This window comes from Streptomyces aurantiaciflavus, assembly GCF_049808595.1.
Classification (GTDB): domain Bacteria; phylum Actinomycetota; class Actinomycetes; order Streptomycetales; family Streptomycetaceae; genus Streptomyces.
The window spans coordinates 37,958-58,669 of sequence record NZ_JBNCAQ010000030.1 but is presented as its reverse complement, the minus strand read 5'-3'; the positions used below and the strand labels follow the sequence as shown (position 1 = coordinate 58,669).

The following is a 20,712-nucleotide window of genomic DNA, read 5'->3' as shown; positions in this document are numbered from 1 at the left end:
CATACGTAATCTAATTGCGGCCGGGCCCGGCCGCCGAGTGACAACAGCGCAGGGAGCAGACATGGAACTCGAGAACGCGGTCGCCGTGGTCACCGGAGCCAACCGGGGACTGGGACGGCAGCTGGCCGCCCAGCTCCTGGAGCGCGGAGCCAAGGTCTACGCGGCGGCGCGCCGCCCCGAGAGCGTGGACCTGCCCGGTGCCGTCCGGCTTCGCCTGGATGTGACCGACGAGGAGTCGATCCGGGCCGCGGCCCATGTCGCCTCCGATGCGACGCTGCTGGTGAACAACGCGGGGATCTCCACCGGCACCCCGCTGCTTGCCGGCGACCCGGACGTGGTGCGCCTGGAGATGGCGACCAATTTCTTCGGACCGCTCGCCGTGACCCGGGCCTTCGCCCCGGTCATCGCCGGCAATGGCGGCGGGGCCGTGCTCAACGTCCTGTCCGTGCTGTCCTGGCTGCACCCCGCCGACCTCGGGGCCTATGCGGCAGCCAAGGCCGCCGCCTGGGCGATGACCGGCGCTGCCCGCGAGGAGCTGGCACCCCACGGCATCACCGTTTCGGCATTGCACGTCGGCTACATGGACACCGACATGGCCAGTGTGATCCCGGCCGATCAGAAGGCCGACCCCGCCGATGTCGCCGCCCAGGCCCTGAGCGGCATCGAGCAGGGCCTGCCCGAGATCCTCGCCGACGAGACCACCCGGTTCGTCAAGCAGGGCCTGGCCCTGGCGCCCAATGCGGCCTGAGTCGCGACACCCGAGGGAGACGACGATGAAGGCCATCATGGTCGAGCGCTACGGCGACACGGCCGGCGTCCGTGCCGCTGAGGTGCCGCAGCCGCCCGTGGGCGCGGACGACGTCCTGGTCCGGATCCACGCCGCGAGCGTCAACCCGCTCGACCTCAAGATCCGCGACGGGGACTTCAAGCTGATTCTGCCGTACCGGGTCCCGTTCATCCTGGGCAACGACCTGGCCGGAACGGTGGTCGAGGTGGGTGCGGCCGTGACACGGTTCGCCGTGGGCGACGACGTGTACGCGCGCCCCGACAAGGACCGGATCGGCACGTTCGCCGAGCTCATCGCGGTGCACCAGGACGACGTGGCGCTCAAACCGGCCACGCTCACCATGGAGGAGGCCGCATCCCTCCCCCTGGTCGCGTTGACCGCATGGCAGGCCCTGGTCGAGCGGGCTCACGTGCGGCCGGGGCAGAAGGTCCTCATCCACGCGGGCTCCGGCGGCGTGGGCACCATCGCGATCCAGCTGGCCCGACACCTGGGTGCGGACGTGGCCACGACCGTGGGCACGGCCAACATCGACCTGGTGAAGAGCCTGGGCGCGCACGTCGTCGTCGACTACAAGGAGCAAGCGTTCGAGACGGTCCTGCACGACTATGACGTCGTCCTCGACCCACTCGGCGGACAGACGCTCGAGAAGTCCCTGCAGGTGCTCAAGCCCGGCGGGAAGGTCATCAGCATCGCCGGACCTCCCGACGCCGCCTTCGCCAGGGAGCTGGGAGCAAACCCGATCCTCCGGACAGTCATGGCCGCGCTGAGCTTCGGAACCCGGCGCCGCGCACGTCGCCGTCACGTGACGTACGAGTTCCTCTTCATGAAGGCGAACGGGGACCAACTGCGGGAGCTCACCGCTCTCGTCGACGCCGGCCACATCCGGCCCGTCGTCGACCGCGTCTTCCCGTTCGAGTCGACCCGGGAAGCGTTGGAGTACCTCGGGAAGGGGCGCGCGAAGGCCGGAAAGGTCGTCGTCGCGATGACGTGACAAACCGCCGGCCGCCCCATGAAGCCACCCCCCGGTCCTGCGGCTGAGACGACCATCGCCGACATGCCCCACCGGGGCATCCGCTTCCTTGACACACCGTGACTCGCCGGAGGGTCCGACGCATGAGAACGGAAGCGCCGTAGCACATCATGCTTTGCCGGTTGTTCTGCCGGGTGAGATACTGGCGCGCTGCGGAAACAGCGGAGCATACGGGGGCGTGATGGGCCAGGCGGTGACCGCAGCCATGCTGCAGGTGGCGGATGTGCACAAGTCGTACGGTCGTGGCGCCAGCGCCGTTCATGCCCTGCGTGGCGTTTCCTTCGAGGTCCCTCGGGGGGAACTCGTTGCTGTCAAGGGACGCTCGGGCTCGGGCAAGACCACTTTGCTCAACATCGTGGGCGGTCTGGACGAACCGGACAGCGGACGCGTCACCATCGACGGGCTGCACCTTCGGGACCAGGGTGAGGACGCCCTCCTCGCGCTGCGCCGGGAGCGCATCGGCTTCGTCTTCCAGTCGTTCGGGCTCATCCCTGTCCTCACGGCTGCCGAAAACGTGGGCGTACCACTGCGGTTGCGCAGGGCGGACGCGCGCGAGCGGCGGGAGCGCGTCGAACTGCTGCTGTCCCTCGTGGGGCTCGCGGACCATGCCGCGCAGCGCCCGGGTGAGTTGTCGGGCGGGCAGCGCCAGCGGGTCGCCATCGCTCGCGCCTTGGCCAACAGTCCCTCGATTCTCATCGCCGACGAGCCGACCGGCCAGTTGGACGCGGAGACCGGGCACTCCGTGATGGAGCTGCTGCGCGCGGTCGTCCGCAGCGAGCGGATCACGGCTCTCGTGGCCACCCATGACACGACACTTCTCGACCTTGCCGATCGTGTGCTGGAGCTGAAGGACGGCCAGATCGCCGAGCCTGGCCCAGTCGTCTGAATCACACCGCAGACGCGGGGTCCGACATCAGGCCACGTCGGAGGAGGCGGGCCGATGCACTCGGTTCGTCTCAGAGCCGCGGCTGTTCCTCGGCTGAGCCCTGGCCGTGACGGTCGTTCCGGGCGTCGTCCGGGCGGACGGCGATGTGGTCGGGCTCCAGTTCCAGAGCGACGCGGTCGCGCATCCCCAGGGCCCGGGTGTACTCGGCGGGGAGTTGGAGGCGACCGGCCCGGTCGAGCATGGCGTATTCGCGAGCGACCAGGTTCTCCTGGCCGGTGGCGGAGTCGACTTCGCTGTGGCGCAGGACTTCCGTCGCCGTGCGGCCGTCCCGGATGGCGACCGTACGGCGGACCTCTCCGGCAACGGACTGATCGTGCGTGACGATCACGATGGTGGTCCCCAACTCCTCGTTGGCGGTGCGGAACGCGGCGAAGACCTGTTCGGCGGTGTGGGAGTCGAGTTCACCGGTGGGCTCATCGGCGAGCAGGACCGCGGGATCGTTGGCGAGGGCGACGGCGAGGGCGACGCGCTGCTGCTGGCCGCCGGACATCTGGTGCGGCCGTCGGTCGCGGCATTCGGCTACGTCCAGCAGGTCGAGGAGTTCCATGACGCGGTTGGCCCAGGTTCGGCGCCGGCCTCGGGCGCGAGCCAACTGCAGGGGCAGGGCGACGTTCTGCGCGGCGGTGAGATAAGGCAGGAGATTGTGGGAGGTCTGCTGCCGGACGAAGCCGACGGTCTTGCGACGGTAGGCGAGTCGTTCCTTGGAGGACATCGTGACCAGGTCGTGGTCGGCGACACGGGTCGCGCCGGCGGTGGGTTTGTCCAGTCCGGCCAGGATGTTCATGAGGGTGGACTTGCCGCTGCCGGAGGCGCCGACCAGGGCCATGAGCTCTCCCTTGCGGACGAGGAGATCGAGGCCTTGCAGTGCCTGGACCTCCACGCCGTCGGCGGAGAAGATCCGTACCAGCCGGTCGCAGGTGATGAGGGCGTCGTGACCGTAGGCAGCGGCGTTGCGCGCGGCGAGGGCACGGTCGGCGAGGTCGTGGAAGGTCGGGCTGCTGGTCATCGGCTGCTCCTGGGTGGTCGGAGGGGCACGGGCCGGTTCCGGAGGGCGCTTTGTCTCGAGGCTCTGCCCACTGTCTAGTTGTCACCCAGCCTCAGTTCACGCACCGAGCCACGTCGGCTGGTCCACCAGGCCTGGCCGGCGGGCACACCGATGGCCAGGAGCAGCACGGTGAGCGCCGGAACCGCGAGCGAGAGCGGATCGGTGCGCAGCACGGCCCCTTCGAGAGCGGACGGGGAGGCCAGGGCGATGGTCGTGAGGTCGATGCCGGGCGACAGCAGGTGAATGCCGACCCAGCCGGTCAGCATGCCGCCGGCCGCGGCCAGGAACGCCTGTGGGAGGGCCGTGAGGATCAGAAGTCGGCGGCCCTGGGCCCGAGTCATGCCCATCGTGCGCAACCGGGCGAGCAGGGCGCTGCGTTCAGGCGCGGTGCGCAGCACGGTCAGCACGAGCGCGAGGACCGCGTACCCAGCGCCCGCGGCGACCGCGGCACCGTACAGGCGTTCCGCGCCGGACTGCAGCGGTGATTCGACGTGCCGCGTGCGTTCCTCGGCACGCAGGCGGACGGCCGCCGCCGTGCCTTCCGCCACCGAGCGCAGCGCCCGGCCGTTCAGGGCGTCACCGGTCAGCAGCAGGGTCGTCGTACGCGCCGCGCCGCGGGGAAGGCCGGCGCGGTCCACGATCAGGAAGTCGTCACCGAGCACTGCCGGGGTGCGGTCTCGGACCAGGACGATGCGGACAGTGACGGAGGTGCCGTCCGGCAGCAGGACGGAGTAGGGGCCTGTGCCGTGCTCGTCGGCCACGCGAGTCGAGGCCAGCGCGGGCAGGGGCCGGTCGGCGCTGCCCGTCGTACCGGCGTCCGCCTGCCGGAGGCTCGCCGCGTCGAACGGCCCCAGTCCCGTGTGGTGCGACAGGTGCGAGTAGGCGTCAGGGTCCACACCGGCCAGTGATACCGGCTGGCTGCCCAGTGGGGGCTTCGCCTCGTTGGTGACGCTTGCTTCCGCCATGTCGCGTACGCCGGGCAGTCGGCGTACTCGGTCGGGCAGGGCACGAGGGAGTTCACCGGTGGTGGTCTCGATGCGGCCGTCAGCGCCGACGTCGAGGAGCGCGGCCTGGTCGCGGGCCGCCGTGACCCCTGCCAGGACCGAGCCGCCGAACGCGGCCATGGTCAGGCTGCTGAGCAGGGCGAGCAGGGGCAGCACGGCGAAGCCGGGGGCACGAGCCACATGGGCCAGCGACAGCGGAATCACCAGGCCGCGCATGCGAGCGGTCGCCTTGCTCAGCGCCCGTAGCGGCAGGGTGTGGAGGCGTGCCAGCAGCAGAGCCGCGACCACGCCGGTCAACAGTGGGGCGGCGGCCACCAGACCGGTGCTGCCGGATCCCTGTCGGCGCAGTGCGGCGACCGCCCCTGACGCGATCACCAGGACGGTCAGTTCCGCCACCGTTCGGCGCCGCGACGGCCGGGCGGTGGTGAGGTCCTCCCGCCCGTCGTGCATCCGTACCGTGCGGTGCGCCACCACGGCGCGCAGCGGGAGCGCGCCACAGGCGAGCAGGGTGACGGCGAGCGCGGCGGCGAGGGCGGGTGCGGTGCGGGCATCGGGCAGGACGAGCAGTGCGACGGTCAGTCCGAGGGCGCCGGCCGGCACGGCCACCACCGCCGTCTCCGCCAGCAGCCGAACGGCCAGGCCGGGCAGTGAGGCGCCGCGGGCACGCAGCAGGGCCAGCTCCGCGTGTCGGCGATCGGCTGCCACGCCGCCGGCCATGGCCAGGACGATCAGGGCGAGGCTGCCGGTACCGACGGCGGCGAGGAGCAGCAACGAGTCGATCCCCGACCGTAGTCGGGCATGGTTCGCGAGGACCTCGTCGAGATCCGTCTGGGCTTCCAGGTTCTCGTCGACGACCGCCCGAAGCCGCTGCACTCCAGGCCCCGACTCCAGTGCGGCTACGGCGGACGCCAGACGGTCGAGATCGTGGCCGCGCAGGGTGGCGACGTCGGGGGCCACATGCCAGTACCGGTGCGGGCGGCCGGGGGTGCCCAGGAGGGCCGGGCCGGCATCGGCGGCGAGAAGCAGGCCACCGAGCCAGTGGACGTCCTGCGGCAAACGCTCGGGTTGGCGGCTCAACGCGGGGGTGCGCAGCACCGGCAGTGCCGACCAGTAGGCGCCCTCGGGGGCGCGCGGGACGACGATTCCGGTGACCCGGACGGCGAGCGGGGCGCGCTCCGAGCCTGGTACGTGGATCACCGAGCCCACCCGGATGTCGAGCGTGCGGGCGGTGTCCACGGTGACGGCGGCCTCGACCTGCGCCGTCGCCGCGGTCACCGGTGCGCCCGTGGTGCGCGGCAACCGGCCCGCGCTGAGCCGGGCGTGGGAGGCCAGGTCCTGCTGGGCGGCGAGCACCAGTTGGGCGGGCAGGCCGGCGGGTCGGGGAAGCCAGGGATCGGACGCCTCCAGGGCGACGGTCGTGCGCACGCCGTACGACGACTGCGCGGGGTCGGGAACCAGCGGCGCCTTGGCGGTGGCGAGAACCTCGGCCCGCGCCGCGGTCAGCGGACCGACGCGCAGGGCAGCCTCCATCTCCTCGACCGTGTCCATCCAGGGCAGCGGGACCTGCACCTGCACGGTCGTCCGGTCGGGTTGGGCCTGCTCGACCGCCCGGCGCAGCCCCGCGTCCCCGTACCGGTCGACGGCACGCGGACACGCGGCGGCCAGCGCCGCGGTCACGGCCACCAGGAGCGCGAGGGCCACGGACGTACCGGCGAAGGCCCTCAGCCGGGTCCGCAGTCCGGCGCCCACATGCGGTGGCACCGCCTTCGTCCCCCCGTCCTGAGGGGGCACGGGCTGCGTGGTCACAGTGTCACCTCGTCCCTGAGAGCCATCACGGGCTTCGCCCGCCGAAGGGCGAGGGCCACGGTCACGAGGGCGGGGCCCGCCGCGAGGGCCGCCAGCAGGGCGGCCAGACGCGGGAGCGGGAGTTCGACCAGGACCGGCGGGAGCGGTCGGGTGGCCTGCCCGGTCAGGACGACGAGGGGAACCAGCGCGTGCGTCAGCACCGTGCCCAGGACCGTGCCGACCAGCAGCGCCAGGGCCACCAGTACGCCGTGCTCCACGGCGACCAGCCGGGCCAGCCGACGGCGCGGTGTTCCCAGGGCGCGCAGCACGGCGAACTCACCGTCCCGCGTTCGCATCGCCCCTGCCGCGCTCACCGCGAAGCCGAGCGCGGCGAAGAGCACCGTCACCGCTGCCGCCGCGATCAGCGCTGATTCCGGGGCGGCCCCGAACGGGTCGTCGCGCAGCTCCGCCGCTATCTCGTCGCGCACCGTCACCTGCTCCGGATCGACGTCGGGCAGGGCGCGCGCGGCCGCTGCGGTGGCGCCGGGCGCAGCCGTGTTCAGCCACCACTCGGTGGGCTCCAGGCTGGTTCCGTAGCGGGCCTGTAGCACCCGGTTGACGGCCCGGAGATCGACCAGCAGGGCCCCGCCGTCGTGTGCAGTGGCTTCCGTCGTGGGCAGGGCGCTCGCGGTGCGGACGATGCGTACGGGCAGGGAACGGCCGCCGAACGTCACCTCCACGCGCTGGCCTTGGCGCGCACCGGACGCGGCGAGGAACCGGTCGGTGGCGACCGCGACGATCTCAGGCGCCGCGGGCTGGGCGACCTTCAGCCGGACCTCCAGCGGCAGGGCGGGCGGCGAGAGGCCGGGCAGCTGGTACCCGGTGCTGTACGTCATGGTGACGGGTGCCGTCGACGTGAGCCGGGGACGGGTCGGCCGGGCGTCGTCGTCGGGTGGGGCGGCGGCCGCGTCGGCCTCGACCGCGGTCGTCCACCTCGTCGGCAGGGTCAACTGCCTGACGTCACCGTCGCCAACTGTCGCCGTGAGCGCGCCGAGGACCAGGCGGTGCCGGTGGGGACGGTCGGTCGGCTGCGGTGTACTCAGTAGGAGCCCGGTCAACGCCAGCGGGCCCCGGGCGCCGTTCAGATCGGGGATCAGCCGGTGCGGGCGGCCGTCGGCGGCGAGGCTGCCGGACGGTATCTCGTAGAGGGTTCCTTGACGGTCCCGCACCGTGAGCGTGACGTCCGCCTCCGACCCTGGCGTGGTGCTGTGCAGGGCAGCGGTCAGCGTGAGCCGGGTGGTGCCCTTCGGTACCTCGATGCCCGCGGGTGCCCCGCGCGGCGCGAGCCCGGCGAGTAACGGACCGTCCGTCAGATCGCGCCGCGACAGCACTGTCCCGGCGGCCTCCGTCGTGTTCAGGGCGACAACGGTCGCCTCGCGGCTCCCGGAGAGCAACACCGTGTCACGGACGGCGGGGGCGACCGCGTCCACGTGTGGGAGGTCCGCGTAGACATCTGCACGGCCCACACCGCCGCCCCCGGAAGACAGGACGCGCACCTCGGCACCCGCGCGGAAGTCGGCCTGGTCGGCCTGGGAACGGTGCCAGGACGCGTCCTGCCCGATCGCCACCACACCCAGCGCCACGGAGATGACCAGGAGCAGCACCGGACCCGCTCCCCGCATCGGTCGGCGACTGAACTGCCAGCCGACCATCGCCGCGGTCAGTCCGGGCTCGCGGGTCAGAAGTCGCTCGCCGACACGCGCCAGCAAGGGCAGCAGCCGCAGTACCAGAACCGTTCCGGCGAGCAGCACCAGAGCGGGCGCCACCACCAGAAGCGGGTCGACGCCGAGGACCCCCGCACGGTCGGCGGTGACAGCACCGGACTGCTGGCTGCCGAGCAGCCAGAAAGCGACACCGGCCACAGCGAGCAACCCGACATCCGCCCCGGCACGTAACGGTGCGGGCAGCGCTCCCGCCCGCACCGCGAACGTGCCCGCGAAGGTCGCCCGCCACGCCGGGACAGCCACGGTCAGCGCACACAGCGCGGCCACACCCGCGGCGACCGCCCACACCTCGAGTCGCCCCCCGGCCGACACGTCGACGCGCACCCCGGTCCGGCCCAGGGCACCCTGCCCGGCCAGCAGCCGCGTCAACGGCCCCGACGCCAGCGGCGCCACCACCACCGCCGGCACGGAGATCAGCAGGGCCTCCAGCGCGGCCAAGCCCGCCAGCCGTGCCCGGGTGGCGCCGCGCGCACGCAGCAACCCGGTCTCGGCCTTGCGCTCGGAGTCGAGCAACCGTGCGACGAGCAACAGGGCGCAGGCCGCGAGCAGTCCGAGCTGACCGGCGACGATCAGCATGCTGGAACGCGTGACGAGCAAGGAGCGTTCGATGCGGTCCAGTACCTCGGGCAACGCGGTGTCCGCTGTGGTCGCACTGCTGAGCGCTGGGCGCTCGCGCAGCTCCGCGGTCCCCGAGCGGGCAGCCTCGCGCAGCGGGCCGATCCGCTCCGTCGTCAGCGAGGAGTAGTCGGCCGAGACCAGCCAGCCCGACGCGCCGACACTCACCCGGCCCGACGCCGGCACGCCTGGGGCGGTGAGCAGGGGACCGTACGTCGTGAAATCCGACGCCTGCACGCCGCGGCCGCCCAGGTCGTCCAACTGCCAGTAGGGTGCCCGGACGTCCACCGGCCGGTACACGCCGGTGATCAGCACGCGCACCGCCGGGCCGTCCAGCCGGTCGGTGACGGTCAGCCGGGAGCCGGGCGCCACACCGAGCCGCTGGGCGGCGCTCTGCGGCAGTGCGGCCTCGATGGACCCGGCGGTCACCCCCTCACGGGGGAGCCGCCCAGCGACGGTCCGCACCTGTGTGCGGTCCAGGGCCGCGAAGTACGTGAGGTTCGGGTTTCCGTCCCGCTCGGAGGGCGGCCGCAGCGCCCCCGGCAGGGCGTAGGGCCCCGACCGCAGCAGGGTACGTACCCGCACGGGCAGCCCGGCGAAGATGGTGCGGGCCCCCGCCCGCACGGCGTCGTCGGCCGCCTGCCGCTCGTCGGCCGGCACGTCGGCCTTGAGCACCAGAGCGGCCTGGGCAGCGGTGCGCTGCTCTGCGAGCGACCGCCGCAGCGCCGCATCGCCTGTCGCGCCCGAGTAGGCGGTGAGCGCGGCCAGCACGACCGTGGTCAGCAGCACGGTCAGCAGCACGGCACCGAGAAGCGCGCGATACGCCCACGCTCGCAGCACGACTAATCGCAACACGCCCGCAGGCACGGCTCGTTCCCTCACCAAACCCCCCGTTTTCCACCACACGGACCGGGACGCGATGCGGCGTCGGTGGCGTGCGGGTGCAAGAGGGAATTGTAGGACGGACTGCGGTCGCCTTGTGATCGAGTGTCGGCGGTTTTTGAGGGTCCTGCCGTCGAACAGGCCTGCCCTGAACGTGCGGGACAGGAGCAGGGGTCAAGCCGGGTGGCGCCGATCACCTATCGCGGAACGGCGCTCCCCGGTCAGCTGGCATAGGGGCAACACGCATACCCCGCCACCGAACTGTGTAGTCCCACCACATGTGCCCCTGACCTGCAGATTCCTACCGTGTGCGAACACGTACCCGTCCCCACCGCACACGAGGAAGTGGCGCACATGGCCTCCGCAGCAACCGCTCGCCCGTCCCCGGAAACCCCCGCCGACCTCAAACGCATCGTCGCCGCCAGCCTCATCGGCACCACCGTCGAGTGGTACGACTTCTTCCTCTACGGCTCCGCCGCCGCGCTCGTCTTCAACAAGCTGTTCTTTCCGGACTCCGACCCGCTCGTCGGCACGCTGCTGTCCTTTCTGACGTACGCCGTCGGGTTCGCCGCGCGGCCGCTCGGGGCGCTGGTCTTCGGGCACTACGGGGACCGGCTCGGGCGCAAGAAGCTGCTGGTGCTGAGTCTGCTGCTGATGGGTGGCGCGACCTTCGCGATCGGGTTGCTGCCCACGCACGCGACCATCGGGACCGCCGCACCGGTGCTGTTGACGCTGCTGCGTCTGGTCCAGGGCTTCGCGCTCGGTGGTGAGTGGGGCGGGGCCGTGCTGCTGGTGTCCGAGCACGGGGACGCGCGGCGGCGCGGGTTCTGGGCCTCGTGGCCGCAGACCGGGGCGCCGGCGGGGCAGTTGCTCGCGACCGGTGTGCTGTCGCTGCTCACCGCCGTGTTGTCGGACGCCGCTTTCGGCAGCTGGGGCTGGCGGATCCCGTTCCTGCTCTCGGGTGTGCTGGTGATCGTCGGTTTGTGGATTCGTCTGTCTGTCGATGAATCGCCCGTCTTCAAGCAGGCCCTGGCACAGGCCGAGGCCCGCAGGGCGACGCGGGCGGCCGCCGCCGAGAAGCTGCCGCTCGTGGCCGTGCTGCGCCACCACTGGCGTGACGTGCTGGTCGCGATGGGGGCGCGCATGGCGGAGAACATCTCCTACTACGTCATCACCGCGTTCATCCTCGTGTACGCGACGACCTCGGCCGGCGTCTCCAAGCAGTCCGCGCTCAACGCCGTCCTCATCGCCTCGGCCGTGCACTTCGCGGTGATCCCGGCCTGGGGCGCGCTGTCCGACCGCATCGGACGGCGTCCCGTGTACCTGTTGGGCGCGGTGGGCGTCGGCCTGTGGATGTTCCCCTTCTTCTCGCTCGTCGACACGGGTGGCTTCGGCAGTCTCGTCCTCGCCGTGACCGTCGGCCTGGTGCTGCACGGCGCGATGTACGCGCCTCAGGCCGCCTTCTTCTCCGAGATGTTCGCGACTCGGATGCGCTACTCCGGTGCCTCCATCGGCGCCCAGTTCGCCTCGGTCGCGGCCGGTGCGCCGGCGCCGCTCATCGCCACCGCGCTGCTGGCCGACTACGACAGTTCCACCCCGATCGCCCTGTACGTGATCGCTGCGGCCCTGCTGACGGTCGTCGCCGTGGGCGCGGCCAAGGAGACCCGCCACCGCGACCTGGCCGAGATCGGCCCCTCGGACGACGCGGAGCACACGCAGGCCCCGGCTGCGGACGCACGTGTCGTCTGATCCGCCCTGCCCTACGGCACCGACCCTCGTACGCCGCCCCGCGTACGGGGGTCAGTTCGGTAGGGGGGCCGACAACTTGTGCAGTCTCAGGGCCAGTTGTATTTCCAGGGCGCGAGCGGGGCTGTGCCAGTCCTCGCCCAGGAGGCGGCCGACGCGCTCCAGGCGCTGGGCCACCGTGTTGACGTGGACGTGGAGTTCGTCCTTGGTGCGGGCCGGGCTCATACCGCAGGCGAAGTACGCGTCGAGGGTGCGCAGCAGCTCGGTGCCGCGCCGTTCGTCGTAGGCGACGACCTGGCCGATGGTGCGGTCCACGAAGCCCGCGACGTCCCGGTCGCCGGCGAGCAGCAGTCCCAGGAAGCCGAAGTCCTCGGCGGCGGCTCCGTCGCCGGAGCGGCCCAGCAGTCTGAGGGCGTCCAGACAGCGGCGGCCCTCCTCGTATCCGGCGACGACCGCGTCCGGGCGGGCGGTGAGGTCGCGGACCGGGGCGGAGGCGCCGACGGTGACGGCCTCGTGGACGGCGGTGCCGAGGTGGCCGGCGGTGCGGCGGGCCAGTTCGGTCGCGGTGTCGCCTGGTTCGAGGGGCAGCAGCAGGACGGTGCCGCCGTCGCGGGCGGCGGCCAGGCCGTGCCGGGTGGCGGCGAGGTGCGAGGCCGCGGACCACAGGCGCCGGCGGGCCGCCGCCTCGTGGTCGGCGTCGGCAGCGGCGGCGTCCAGGCGCGCGGCGAGGACGACATGGGTGGCGTCGAGGTCGGCGTGCAGCCGGGAGGCGCGCTCGCGCAGCAGGCGCGGGTCGCGGTCGCGTGCGTCGAGGAGGTCGTCCAGCAGCTCGCCGCGGACGCGCTGTTCGGCCTCGGCGGCGGAGCGCCGGGCGAGGAGCAGCAGCGAGGTGACCATCGCGGCGCGTTCCAGGGTGCGTTGGTCGACGGGGTCGAGGCCCGGGTGGCCGCGCAGGACGAGCGCGCCGAGCAGTTCGCCGCCGGCGGCGACGGCGGCGATCCAGTCGTCCTCGTGCCGCACGGCGTGTCCTTCGGCGCGTGACGCCTCCAGGGCGCTGCCGGGTGCGCCTTCCGTGAACTCCACGGTGCCGTCGAGGACCTGGGACACGGCGGCGGCCACGTCGTGCACCCCGCCGCCGCGCAGGACCAGCTCGGCGAGCCGGTCGTGGACGTCGGAGGCCCGTTCGATGACCGCGCTGCGGTCCCGGATGATCTCGTTGGCGCGCTCCAGGCCGGCCAGGGCCGAGCGGGTCTCGGTGAGCAGGTTGGCGGTGTCGATGGCGGCCGCGGCCAGTGCGGCGAAGGAGCCGAGCAGCGCGATCTGCTCCCGCTCGAACACCCGCGCGCGGCGGTCGGCGGCGAACAGCACCCCGATGACGTTCGCCCCCAGGGTCAGCGGCACTCCGAGGATCGCCACCAGGCCCTCGTCGCGCACGCCCGCGTCGATGGCCGCCGTGTGCCGGAAGCGGTCGTCGCGGAAGTAGTCGTCGGTGACGTACGGGCGGGCCGTCTGGGCGACCAGGCCGCCGAGTCCCTCCCCCATACCGAGGCGCAGTTGCTGGAAGCGGGCGGCGACCGAGCCCTCGGTGACCCGCATGTAGGTGTCGCCCCTGACCGGGTCGTTGAGGCTGAGGTAGGCGACGTCCGTGGAGAGCAGCGAGCGGGCCCGCTGCACGATCGCCTGCAGGACGGCGTCCACGTCGCGCAGGCCTGCCAGGTCGTGGGCGGTCTCGAACAGCGCCGACAGCTCGGCCTCCCGCCGCCTGCGGCCCTCCAGCTCCGCGCGCACCCTCAGCGCGAGCAGCTTGGCGTGTTCGAGGTCGGCGATCCGCTCGGCGGGCCGGCCCTCGGCGCGCGCGAGCAGCACCGGGCGCTCGTACGCCTCGGCCGCGGCGCCTCGGGCGAGCAGCTTCAGGAACGGCGCCTCGGCGCTCTCCGGAACGCCCGCGGGCGTCTCGGCGTCGCTGACGGAGCGCTCGACCGGCTCCACGTGATCGCGGGACATGCTCACAGGATTCCTCATGTCCGGGCCGGCCCGTCAGCCCTGTGGAAAACTCCGGATCCGCCGGCCGCCGGGCGGCTCAGTGCGCCGTCCAGCCGCCGTCGAGGACGAGTGAGCTGCCGGTGACGAAGGACGCCTGCGGGCTGCACAGGTACGCGACGGCCTCGGCGACCTCCTCCGGTTCGATGAGCCGCTTGACGGCGCTGTCCCGCAGGAGCACCTCGGCCAGCACGCGTTCCGCGGGCAGGCCGTGCGCCCGTGCCTGGTCGGTGAGCTGCTTCTCCACCAGGGGGGTGCGCACATAGGCGGGGTTCACGCAGTTCGACGTGACGCCGTGGGAGGCGCCTTCGAGGGCGGCGGTCTTGGACAGGCCCTCCAGACCGTGCTTGGCGGCCACGTACGCCGACTTGTAGGCCGAGGCGCGCAGCCCGTGGACCGAGGAGACGTTGACGATACGGCCCCACCCCTGCCCGTACATATGGGGCAGGGCGCCTCGGACGAGCCGGAACGGCGCCTCCAGCATCACGGTGAGCACCGTGTGGAAGACGTCGGGCGGGAACTCCTCCAGGGGCCGTACGAGTTGCAGTCCGGCGTTGTTGACGAGGACGTCGGTTCCGGCGGCGGCGAGTTCGGCGGCGTCCAGGTCCGTCAGGTCCAGGACGTGCGGCTCGACGGTACCCGGTAGGCCGACGGCGCTCTCGGTGAGTGCCTCCAGGCCCGCGGCGTCCCGGTCGACCGCCCGGACCTTGGCCCCGGCGGCCGCCAGCCGCAGCGCGCAGGCGCGGCCGATACCACCGGCGGCGCCGGTGACGAGGGCGGTGCGACCGCCGAGGTCGAGCGAGGGAGCGTGGGGACCAGGGGCGGCGGGGGGCGTGGTCATGCCTCGACCCTAGGCAGCGTCCGACCCCCGCCCCATATGGTCAGACCCCATACTTCAGCCGGAACTCGTGGTGTCGAACCATGTGGGCTGGTCCGACAGTGCCTGCTTGATCCGGAAGAGCGCGAACTCGCTCAGTTCCGGCAGGGCGTCCACCGCGAACCACCCCACGTCCAGCGACTCGTCGTCGTTGACGCGGGCCTCCCCGCCCACCGCCCGGCAGCGGAAGGTGACGTCCATGTACTGGCAGACGTCGCCGTTGGCGTAGGTGACCGGATCCAGCGCCTGGACGAGGACGACCCGCTCGACCACGCACCGCACCGCGGTCTCCTCGTAGACCTCCCGCACCGCACAGGCCGCCGGCTGCTCTCCCGGGTCGGGGATGCCGCCGATCACCGACCACTTGCGTGTGTCGGTACGGCGGCCCAGCAGTACACGGCCCTCGTCGTCGAAGACGATGGCGGTCACGCCGGGCAGCCACAGGAGCTGGTTCCCGGCGGACGCCCGGAGCGTACGGATGAAGTCAGGAGTAGCCATGGACCGACCCTAACGGGCCGGTCCCGTGACGCCGGGCGAGTTCAGGGGGCGGCCGACGGGCGTACCGCTACACGCCACCGGCGCGCCGCCCGCGCACCCCGGCGCCGATCGCCCAGCCCACACCGCCCGCGGCGACGAGCAGCAGGGCGATCTCGGGGAGGATTCCCAGCCGCGTCGCGGGCGTCTCGGAGGAGCGCAGCGGCACCTTCTGGACCAGGGAGTCCGCCACGAACATGCCGGTCTTCTGGGTGATCTTCCCGTCCGGCATGATGATCGCGCTGACTCCGCTGGTCACGGGCACCGTGACGGTCCGGCTGTGCTCGACGGCGCGGACGCGCGACATGGCGAGCTGCTGGTAGGTCATCTCGCTGCGGTCGAACGTGGCGTTGTTGCTGGGCACGGAGATCATCTGGGCGCCGTCGGTGACCTCGGAGCGCACGGCCCAGTCGAAGGCGGCCTCGTAGCAGGTGACCAAACCCACCTTGGCGCTGTCCATGGTGAAGACGCCCGGCTTCGTACCGCGGCTGAAGTCCTGGCGGACCATCGACGTCCACTCGCTGTTGATCGCCCCGATGAGCGAGCGCAACGGCAGGTACTCGCCGAACGGCTGGATCTGCCGCTTGTCGTACGTCTGGGTGGGGCCCTTCACCGGGTCCCAGAGGATCTGCTCGTTGTAGAGCTTGCCGTCCCGTTCGACGACCCCGCCGACCGAGATGGGCGCGCCGATGGCTTTGGCCGCCTTGTCGATGACGGCGGCCGCGTCGGCGTTGGCGAAGGGGTCGATGTCGGAGGAGTTCTCGGGCCACAGCACGAAGTCGGGCCGGGGCGCCTTGCCCGCCGCGACCTTCGCGGCCAGCCGCTCCGTCTCGCGCGCGTGGTAGTCGAGGACGGCCCGGCGCTGGGAGTTGAAGTCCAGGCCGAGCCGGGGGACGTTGCCCTGGATGACGGCGACCGTCGCGGTGCCGTCCTCCGCCTTGTCGCTCACCAGCGTGCGGGCGGCGAGGGCGGCCACGAACGGGACGGCCAGGCTGAGCAGTGCGAGGTTGGCGGCCAGCCAGCGCACCTCACCGGTGCGCCGGCGCTCCAGGCCGAGGCGGACCAGTTCGCCGAGGCCGAAGCCGCTGAGTACGACCGCGAAGCCCAGAACCGGGGTGCCGCCCAGCGCGGCGAGCGGCAGGAACACGCCGTCCGCCTGACCGAAGGCGATCTTGCCCCAGGGAAAGCCGTTGAACGGGGCACGCGCGCGTGCCGCCTCTCCGGCGATCCAGACCGCGGCCGCCCACACCGGCCAGGCCGGCAGCTTCGACACCGCGGCGATGCCGACGCCGACCAGCGCGACGAAGACCGCCTCGATGGCCACCAGGGCGAGCCAGGGCCCGGGGCCCACCTCGACACCTGTCCACACCAGCAGCGGCAGCAGGAAGCCCAGGCCGAAGAGGTAGCCGAGACCGAGGGCCGCCTTCCAGCCGCGGCCGCGCAGCACCCAGCCCAGGACGGCGAAGGCCGGCAGGGCCAGCCACCACAGGGTGCGCGGCGGGAAGCTGACGTAGAGCAGGACTCCGGAGAGTGCCGCTGCGGCGGCCGGGACGAGACGCAGAAGGCGCGCGCCGCGCGAGGGCGCGGTCGAGGGCGTCTGCTGGTCCTGCCGGCCCACGGAAGTTGCGGTGACGGTCACTCCGGGAGTGTACGGCGGGTGACCTTTTGGCCGACAGCACGGTCCGCCGACAGCACGGTCCGCAGGGCGGCCCGCTCCGTGGCCCGCGCAACCCGGTACGACTCATCCACAAACCGCCCATCAGCGGTTACGGTGTGCCAGAGCTCCTGTCGCGCGGGGTGGCCAGAGCATGTCACGGTCGGGGGGCGACCGGGTTCGGGGGGACGGGGTGGGGTCCACGGGGATGACGTCCGCGGCCGGTGAGGACGCGGACGGGGAAAGACGAATCGTTTCTGACGCGACCGGCGTGATCGTGCTCGGGGCCTGCTCCACATGGTCCCTGATCACCGCCACCGCGCACGGCGGGCGCCCCGAGGGCGTCCTGCTCGCGGTGCTGGCCGTGGCCGCCGGATACGCGGCCGGGCGGATCTGCGGAGTGCTCCTGCCCGTCGCCGCGCCCTGTGCGGCGGCGCTGGCCGGGCTCACCCTGACGGTGGCCCTGCCGCGGTTCGGTCCGGGGCCCGAGATCGCCGCACCTCTCGGCCACGCGGGTGCGACCGCCGCCGTGCTGACCCTGTCGGCCGGTGCCGCATGCTGCGCCGCCTGGGCGACTCGCGTGCGGGCCCTGCGGCTCGCGCTGCGCGGGCTGGCCTGCGGCACGGCGGTGGCCGGGGCTGTCGTGGGCTCGACCACGGCCGTCGTCACCTGCTGCGCCGTACTGCTGTGCTCGCTGGCCGCCGGTCGTGTGCGTCACCGGGGGCCGAGCCTCGTGGCACTGGGCCTGGCGGCGGCCCTGACAGCGGGCCTCACCTGGGCCGTCGCCGGCAACGCGCTGCCCGGCGGGCTCGCCGCGTCCCTGGAGGACCAGCTGACGCCCCGCCGGGTCGAGCTGTGGCGCGACGCCCTGCACCTGGCACACGTCGCCCCCGGGCTGGGCGTGGGCCCGGGGCGTTTCGGGGAGCTCAGCGCGACGGCCACGCAGTCCACCCTGTCCGACGGCAAGCCGCACTCCGCCCCGCTGCAGATGGCGGCGGAACAGGGTGTCGTCGGGGTGCTCCTCCTCGCGGCGGCCTTCTGCTGGGTGCTGTTCGCCCTCTGGCATGCCCCGCGGCCCACGCCGGTCGTGCTCACGGCGGGTGCCGCGCTCACGGGGCTGGCGGCCGTCGCCGCGGTCGGCAACGCGCTGAGCTTCACCACGGTGTCGGTCGGCGCGGGCCTGCTGGCGGGCCTGGCCACGGCCCGCCCACTGGCCCTCGAACCGGTGGCGGCCGAGACGCCGACGAGGCCGGAGCGGCAGGTGCGCCCCCGTGACGGCCGCCCGGCCTCCTGAGGTCAGCGCGCCGCCCCGGGCGTGCCCTGCCGCAGCCGGTCCCTGATGACGCGTACGGCGGACTCGGCGTCGTCCACGGTGATCGTGAACGTGTGTCCGTCCCAGAGCCGCAGCACCAGGCCCTCGCCGCGCCGTACGACGACGGCGGTGCCCTTCTCGGGTCGCCAGCGGTAGCCCCAGCCGCCCCAGTGGCGCGGGGTGACATGCGGCTCGAAGTCGGCGCCGGCGACATGGGCCAGCGGGATGCGTCGGCGCGGCAGGCCGATGTGGCCGCAGCGGATTTCCAGGCACTCCTTGTCGAGCTTGAGGTCGACGTGGACGAAGGCGAGGGTGCCGAAGAGGACCAGCAGTCCGGCGGCGATGCAGCCGACGACGGACATGACCAGCGGCGCGGCACCGGACGTCCACGCGGAGTCGACCGCCAGTTCGATACCGAGCGCCATGCAGGCGGCACCGATGAGCGCGAGCAGCCACTGAAAGCGGTTGGTGGCGCGTCCGTGCCAGACGTCGGGATGCGGGGCGTTCTCGTCGCGGGGGTGGTGGTCCCTCATATTGATGAGGTTACTCAGGTTTCGCTCCGCCGGTACCGGGTTGCGGAGGGTGACCGCGCCGGCCGGCCGACAGGCGCGCCGGGGTGTCCGGTCGTCGGCCGGCGGTCACTGGGCGGGGGTGACCGCCTGGAGGAGCCGGCCTTCCGCGTAGGCGAGAGCGGGCGCCGGAAGCACGCCCTCCCGCCCGCTGAGCAGAACCGTCACGGTGCCGGGGTCCGACGCCTCGGGCTCGGGCCGGGCTCCGATGCGGCGCAGGGCCTGCGCGGCCACCGCACCGGCCGAACCGTGCAGGACGAGCGGCGGGCAGCCGGGGCGCTGCACGGCGGTGCGGATGCGTTCGGCGACGAGCTCGTAATGGGTGCAGCCCAGGACGACGGTCGTTACATCATCCGGGGTCAGCGCGGCGGCCGCGGCGACGGCGGCGTCGATGGCCGCCTCGTCGGCGTGCTCCACGGCCTCGGCCAGGCCCCAGCAGGGCACCTCGGCGACGGTGACGCCGTCGGCGAAGTCGTCGATGAGGCCCCGCTGGTAGGGGCTGCCGGTGGTGGCGGGTGTGGCCCAGATCGCGACGGGGCCGCCGCCGGCCGCGGCCGGCTTGATCGCGGGGACGGTGCCGATCACGGGGATGCCAGGTTCGAGGCGGGCGCGCAGGGCCGGCAGGGCGTGCACGGTGGCCGTGTTGCAGCCGACGATGAGGGCGTCGGGGCGGTGGGCGGCGGCGGCCTCGGCGACGGCCACCGCGCGCGCGGTGAGGTCCTCCGGGGTGCGCGGTCCCCAGGGCATGCCGTCGGGGTCCAGGGACAGCACGAGATCGGCGTCGGGTCGCAGGCGCCGTACCGCGGCGGTGGCCGCCAGCAGCCCGATTCCGGAGTCCATGAGCGCGATCTTCACCCGGCCACGATAGACGATGCGCTCTTGCGGCCCGGCCGGGTGGGGCAGACTGCGCGCGTGAGCGCCATCGTGTGGACCGCCGCCGTATCCCTCGTCGTCTGGCTGTGGCTGCTGCTCTGTCAGGGCTTGTTCTGGCGCACGGACGTCCGGCTGCCGCCGCGCCGCGAGCCGGAGGAGTGGCCGCCGGTCTGTGTCGTCGTCCCGGCACGCGACGAGGCGGCGGTGCTGCCCGCGAGCCTGCCGTCGCTCCTCGCGCAGGACTATCCGGGGCGGGCGGAGGTCTTCCTCGTCGACGACGGCAGCTCCGACGGCACCGGGGAGCTGGCCCGCGAGCTGGCGCGGCGGCACGGTGGGCTGCCGCTGACCGTGGACTCGCCGGGCGAGCCGCCGGCGGGCTGGACGGGGAAGCTGTGGGCGGTGCGGCACGGCATCGGCCTGGCACGCGCGCGTGCCCCCGAGTACCTGCTGCTGACCGACGCCGACATCGCGCACGCTCCGGACAGCCTGCGGGAGCTGGTGGCGGCGGCGCGCACCGGCGGCTTCGACATGGTCTCCCAGATGGCGCGGCTGCGGGTGGAGAGCCTGTGGGAGCGGTTGGTCGTGCCGGCCTTCGTCTACTTCTTCGCACAGCTGTACCCGTTCCGGTGGATCGGCCGACCCGGGGCGCGGACGGCGGCCGCGGCGGGCGGCTGTGTGCTGCTGCGCACGGAGGCGGCCGAGCGGGCCCGGATCCCGGACGCCATCCGGCACGCCGTCATCGACGACGTGGCACTCGCGCGCGCGGTGAAGCGCAGCGGCGGGCGCATCTGGCTGGGGCTGGCCGACCGCGTGGACAGTGTGCGCCCGTACCCGAGGCTGCACGACCTGTGGCGGATGGTCTCGCGCAGCGCCTACGCCCAGTTGCGGCACAGTCCGCTCGTGCTGGCCGGCACGGTGCTGGGCCTGGCCCTGGTGTACCTGGTGCCGCCCTCGGCGTTCCTCGCCGGGCTCGCCCTCGGCGACATGGCCGCGGCGGCGCTCGGCGGCCTCGCGTGGCTGGTGATGACGGGAACGTACGTGCCCATGCTCCGCTACTACCGCCTGCCGCCGGGGCTCGCCGCGCTGCTGCCGTTCACCGCCTTCCTCTATCTGCTGATGACGGTGGATTCGGCGGTGCAGCACTACCGGGGCCGGGGCGCGGCCTGGAAGGGCCGCACCTACGCACGTCCGGACACGGTGGCCGACGAGGGCTGAGCCGGCCCAGGAGA

The 20,712-nt window shown here is 73.0% G+C and carries 15 protein-coding genes; 6 read left to right on the top strand and 9 right to left on the bottom strand.

The annotated features are described in order from the left end of the window. Positions 1-61 precede the first annotated feature (61 nt). From ACPT94_RS30505 to ACPT94_RS30495, 3 genes are all read left to right on the top strand, one after another. On the top strand, positions 62-748 hold the full coding sequence (locus ACPT94_RS30505; RefSeq protein ID WP_360335867.1) for an SDR family oxidoreductase: 687 nt from the start codon (positions 62-64) through the stop codon (positions 746-748). Between the two features lie 25 nt (positions 749-773). Beyond that, on the top strand, positions 774-1,778 hold the full coding sequence (locus ACPT94_RS30500; protein ID WP_360335869.1) for an NADP-dependent oxidoreductase: 1,005 nt from the start codon (positions 774-776) through the stop codon (positions 1,776-1,778). Between the two features lie 220 nt (positions 1,779-1,998). Continuing rightward, positions 1,999-2,703, top strand: coding sequence for an ABC transporter ATP-binding protein (locus tag ACPT94_RS30495; protein ID WP_360335930.1), 705 nt, complete (start codon positions 1,999-2,001; stop codon positions 2,701-2,703). Between the two features lie 70 nt (positions 2,704-2,773). Here ACPT94_RS30495 and ACPT94_RS30490 read toward each other — a convergent pair whose 3' ends face one another. From ACPT94_RS30490 to ACPT94_RS30480, 3 genes are all read right to left on the bottom strand, one after another. Beyond that, positions 2,774-3,769 carry an ABC transporter ATP-binding protein gene (locus tag ACPT94_RS30490; protein ID WP_360335871.1) on the bottom strand — a complete coding sequence of 332 codons (996 nt, stop codon included), beginning with the start codon at positions 3,767-3,769 and terminating at the stop codon, positions 2,774-2,776. A 74-nt stretch (positions 3,770-3,843) separates the two neighbouring features. After that, complete coding sequence (locus ACPT94_RS30485; RefSeq protein ID WP_425247305.1) at positions 3,844-6,618, bottom strand: ABC transporter permease; 2,775 nt, start codon at positions 6,616-6,618, stop codon at positions 3,844-3,846. Continuing rightward, on the bottom strand, positions 6,615-9,836 hold the full coding sequence (locus ACPT94_RS30480; protein WP_425247304.1) for an FtsX-like permease family protein: 3,222 nt from the start codon (positions 9,834-9,836) through the stop codon (positions 6,615-6,617). Before ACPT94_RS30480 ends, ACPT94_RS30485 begins: the two co-directional genes overlap by 4 nt. A gap of 396 nt (positions 9,837-10,232) precedes the next feature. On the opposite strand from ACPT94_RS30480, the gene ACPT94_RS30475 reads away from it, so the two are divergent. Further along, positions 10,233-11,627, top strand: coding sequence for an MFS transporter (locus ACPT94_RS30475; protein WP_425247303.1), 1,395 nt, complete (start codon positions 10,233-10,235; stop codon positions 11,625-11,627). A 51-nt stretch (positions 11,628-11,678) separates the two neighbouring features. Here ACPT94_RS30475 and ACPT94_RS30470 read toward each other — a convergent pair whose 3' ends face one another. From ACPT94_RS30470 to lnt, 4 genes are all read right to left on the bottom strand, one after another. Beyond that, positions 11,679-13,628, bottom strand: a complete 1,950-nt coding sequence (locus ACPT94_RS30470; protein ID WP_360335878.1) for a helix-turn-helix domain-containing protein — start codon at positions 13,626-13,628, stop codon at positions 11,679-11,681. A 76-nt stretch (positions 13,629-13,704) separates the two neighbouring features. Next, on the bottom strand, positions 13,705-14,505 hold the full coding sequence (locus ACPT94_RS30465; RefSeq protein ID WP_360335879.1) for a 3-hydroxybutyrate dehydrogenase: 801 nt from the start codon (positions 14,503-14,505) through the stop codon (positions 13,705-13,707). A 54-nt stretch (positions 14,506-14,559) separates the two neighbouring features. Continuing rightward, on the bottom strand, positions 14,560-15,039 hold the full coding sequence (locus ACPT94_RS30460; RefSeq protein ID WP_360335881.1) for an NUDIX hydrolase: 480 nt from the start codon (positions 15,037-15,039) through the stop codon (positions 14,560-14,562). A gap of 67 nt (positions 15,040-15,106) precedes the next feature. Continuing rightward, positions 15,107-16,714, bottom strand: coding sequence for an apolipoprotein N-acyltransferase (gene lnt / locus ACPT94_RS30455; RefSeq protein WP_425247302.1), 1,608 nt, complete (start codon positions 16,712-16,714; stop codon positions 15,107-15,109). Positions 16,715-16,937: 223 nt separating this feature from the next. Here lnt and ACPT94_RS30450 point away from each other — a divergent pair, with 223 nt between their 5' ends. Next, positions 16,938-18,023, top strand: a complete 1,086-nt coding sequence (locus tag ACPT94_RS30450; protein WP_425247301.1) for an O-antigen ligase family protein — start codon at positions 16,938-16,940, stop codon at positions 18,021-18,023. Between the two features lie 2 nt (positions 18,024-18,025). Here ACPT94_RS30450 and ACPT94_RS30445 read toward each other — a convergent pair whose 3' ends face one another. After that, complete coding sequence (locus ACPT94_RS30445; protein WP_360335887.1) at positions 18,026-18,574, bottom strand: hypothetical protein; 549 nt, start codon at positions 18,572-18,574, stop codon at positions 18,026-18,028. Positions 18,575-18,679: 105 nt separating this feature from the next. After that, positions 18,680-19,465, bottom strand: a complete 786-nt coding sequence (locus tag ACPT94_RS30440) for a glutamate racemase (protein WP_360335889.1) — start codon at positions 19,463-19,465, stop codon at positions 18,680-18,682. Between the two features lie 39 nt (positions 19,466-19,504). On the opposite strand from ACPT94_RS30440, the gene ACPT94_RS30435 reads away from it, so the two are divergent. Further along, positions 19,505-20,698 (top strand): glycosyltransferase, encoded by a 1,194-nt coding sequence (locus ACPT94_RS30435; protein ID WP_425247300.1) that lies wholly within the window; start codon positions 19,505-19,507, stop codon positions 20,696-20,698. The last annotated feature ends 14 nt before the right edge of the window (positions 20,699-20,712 follow it).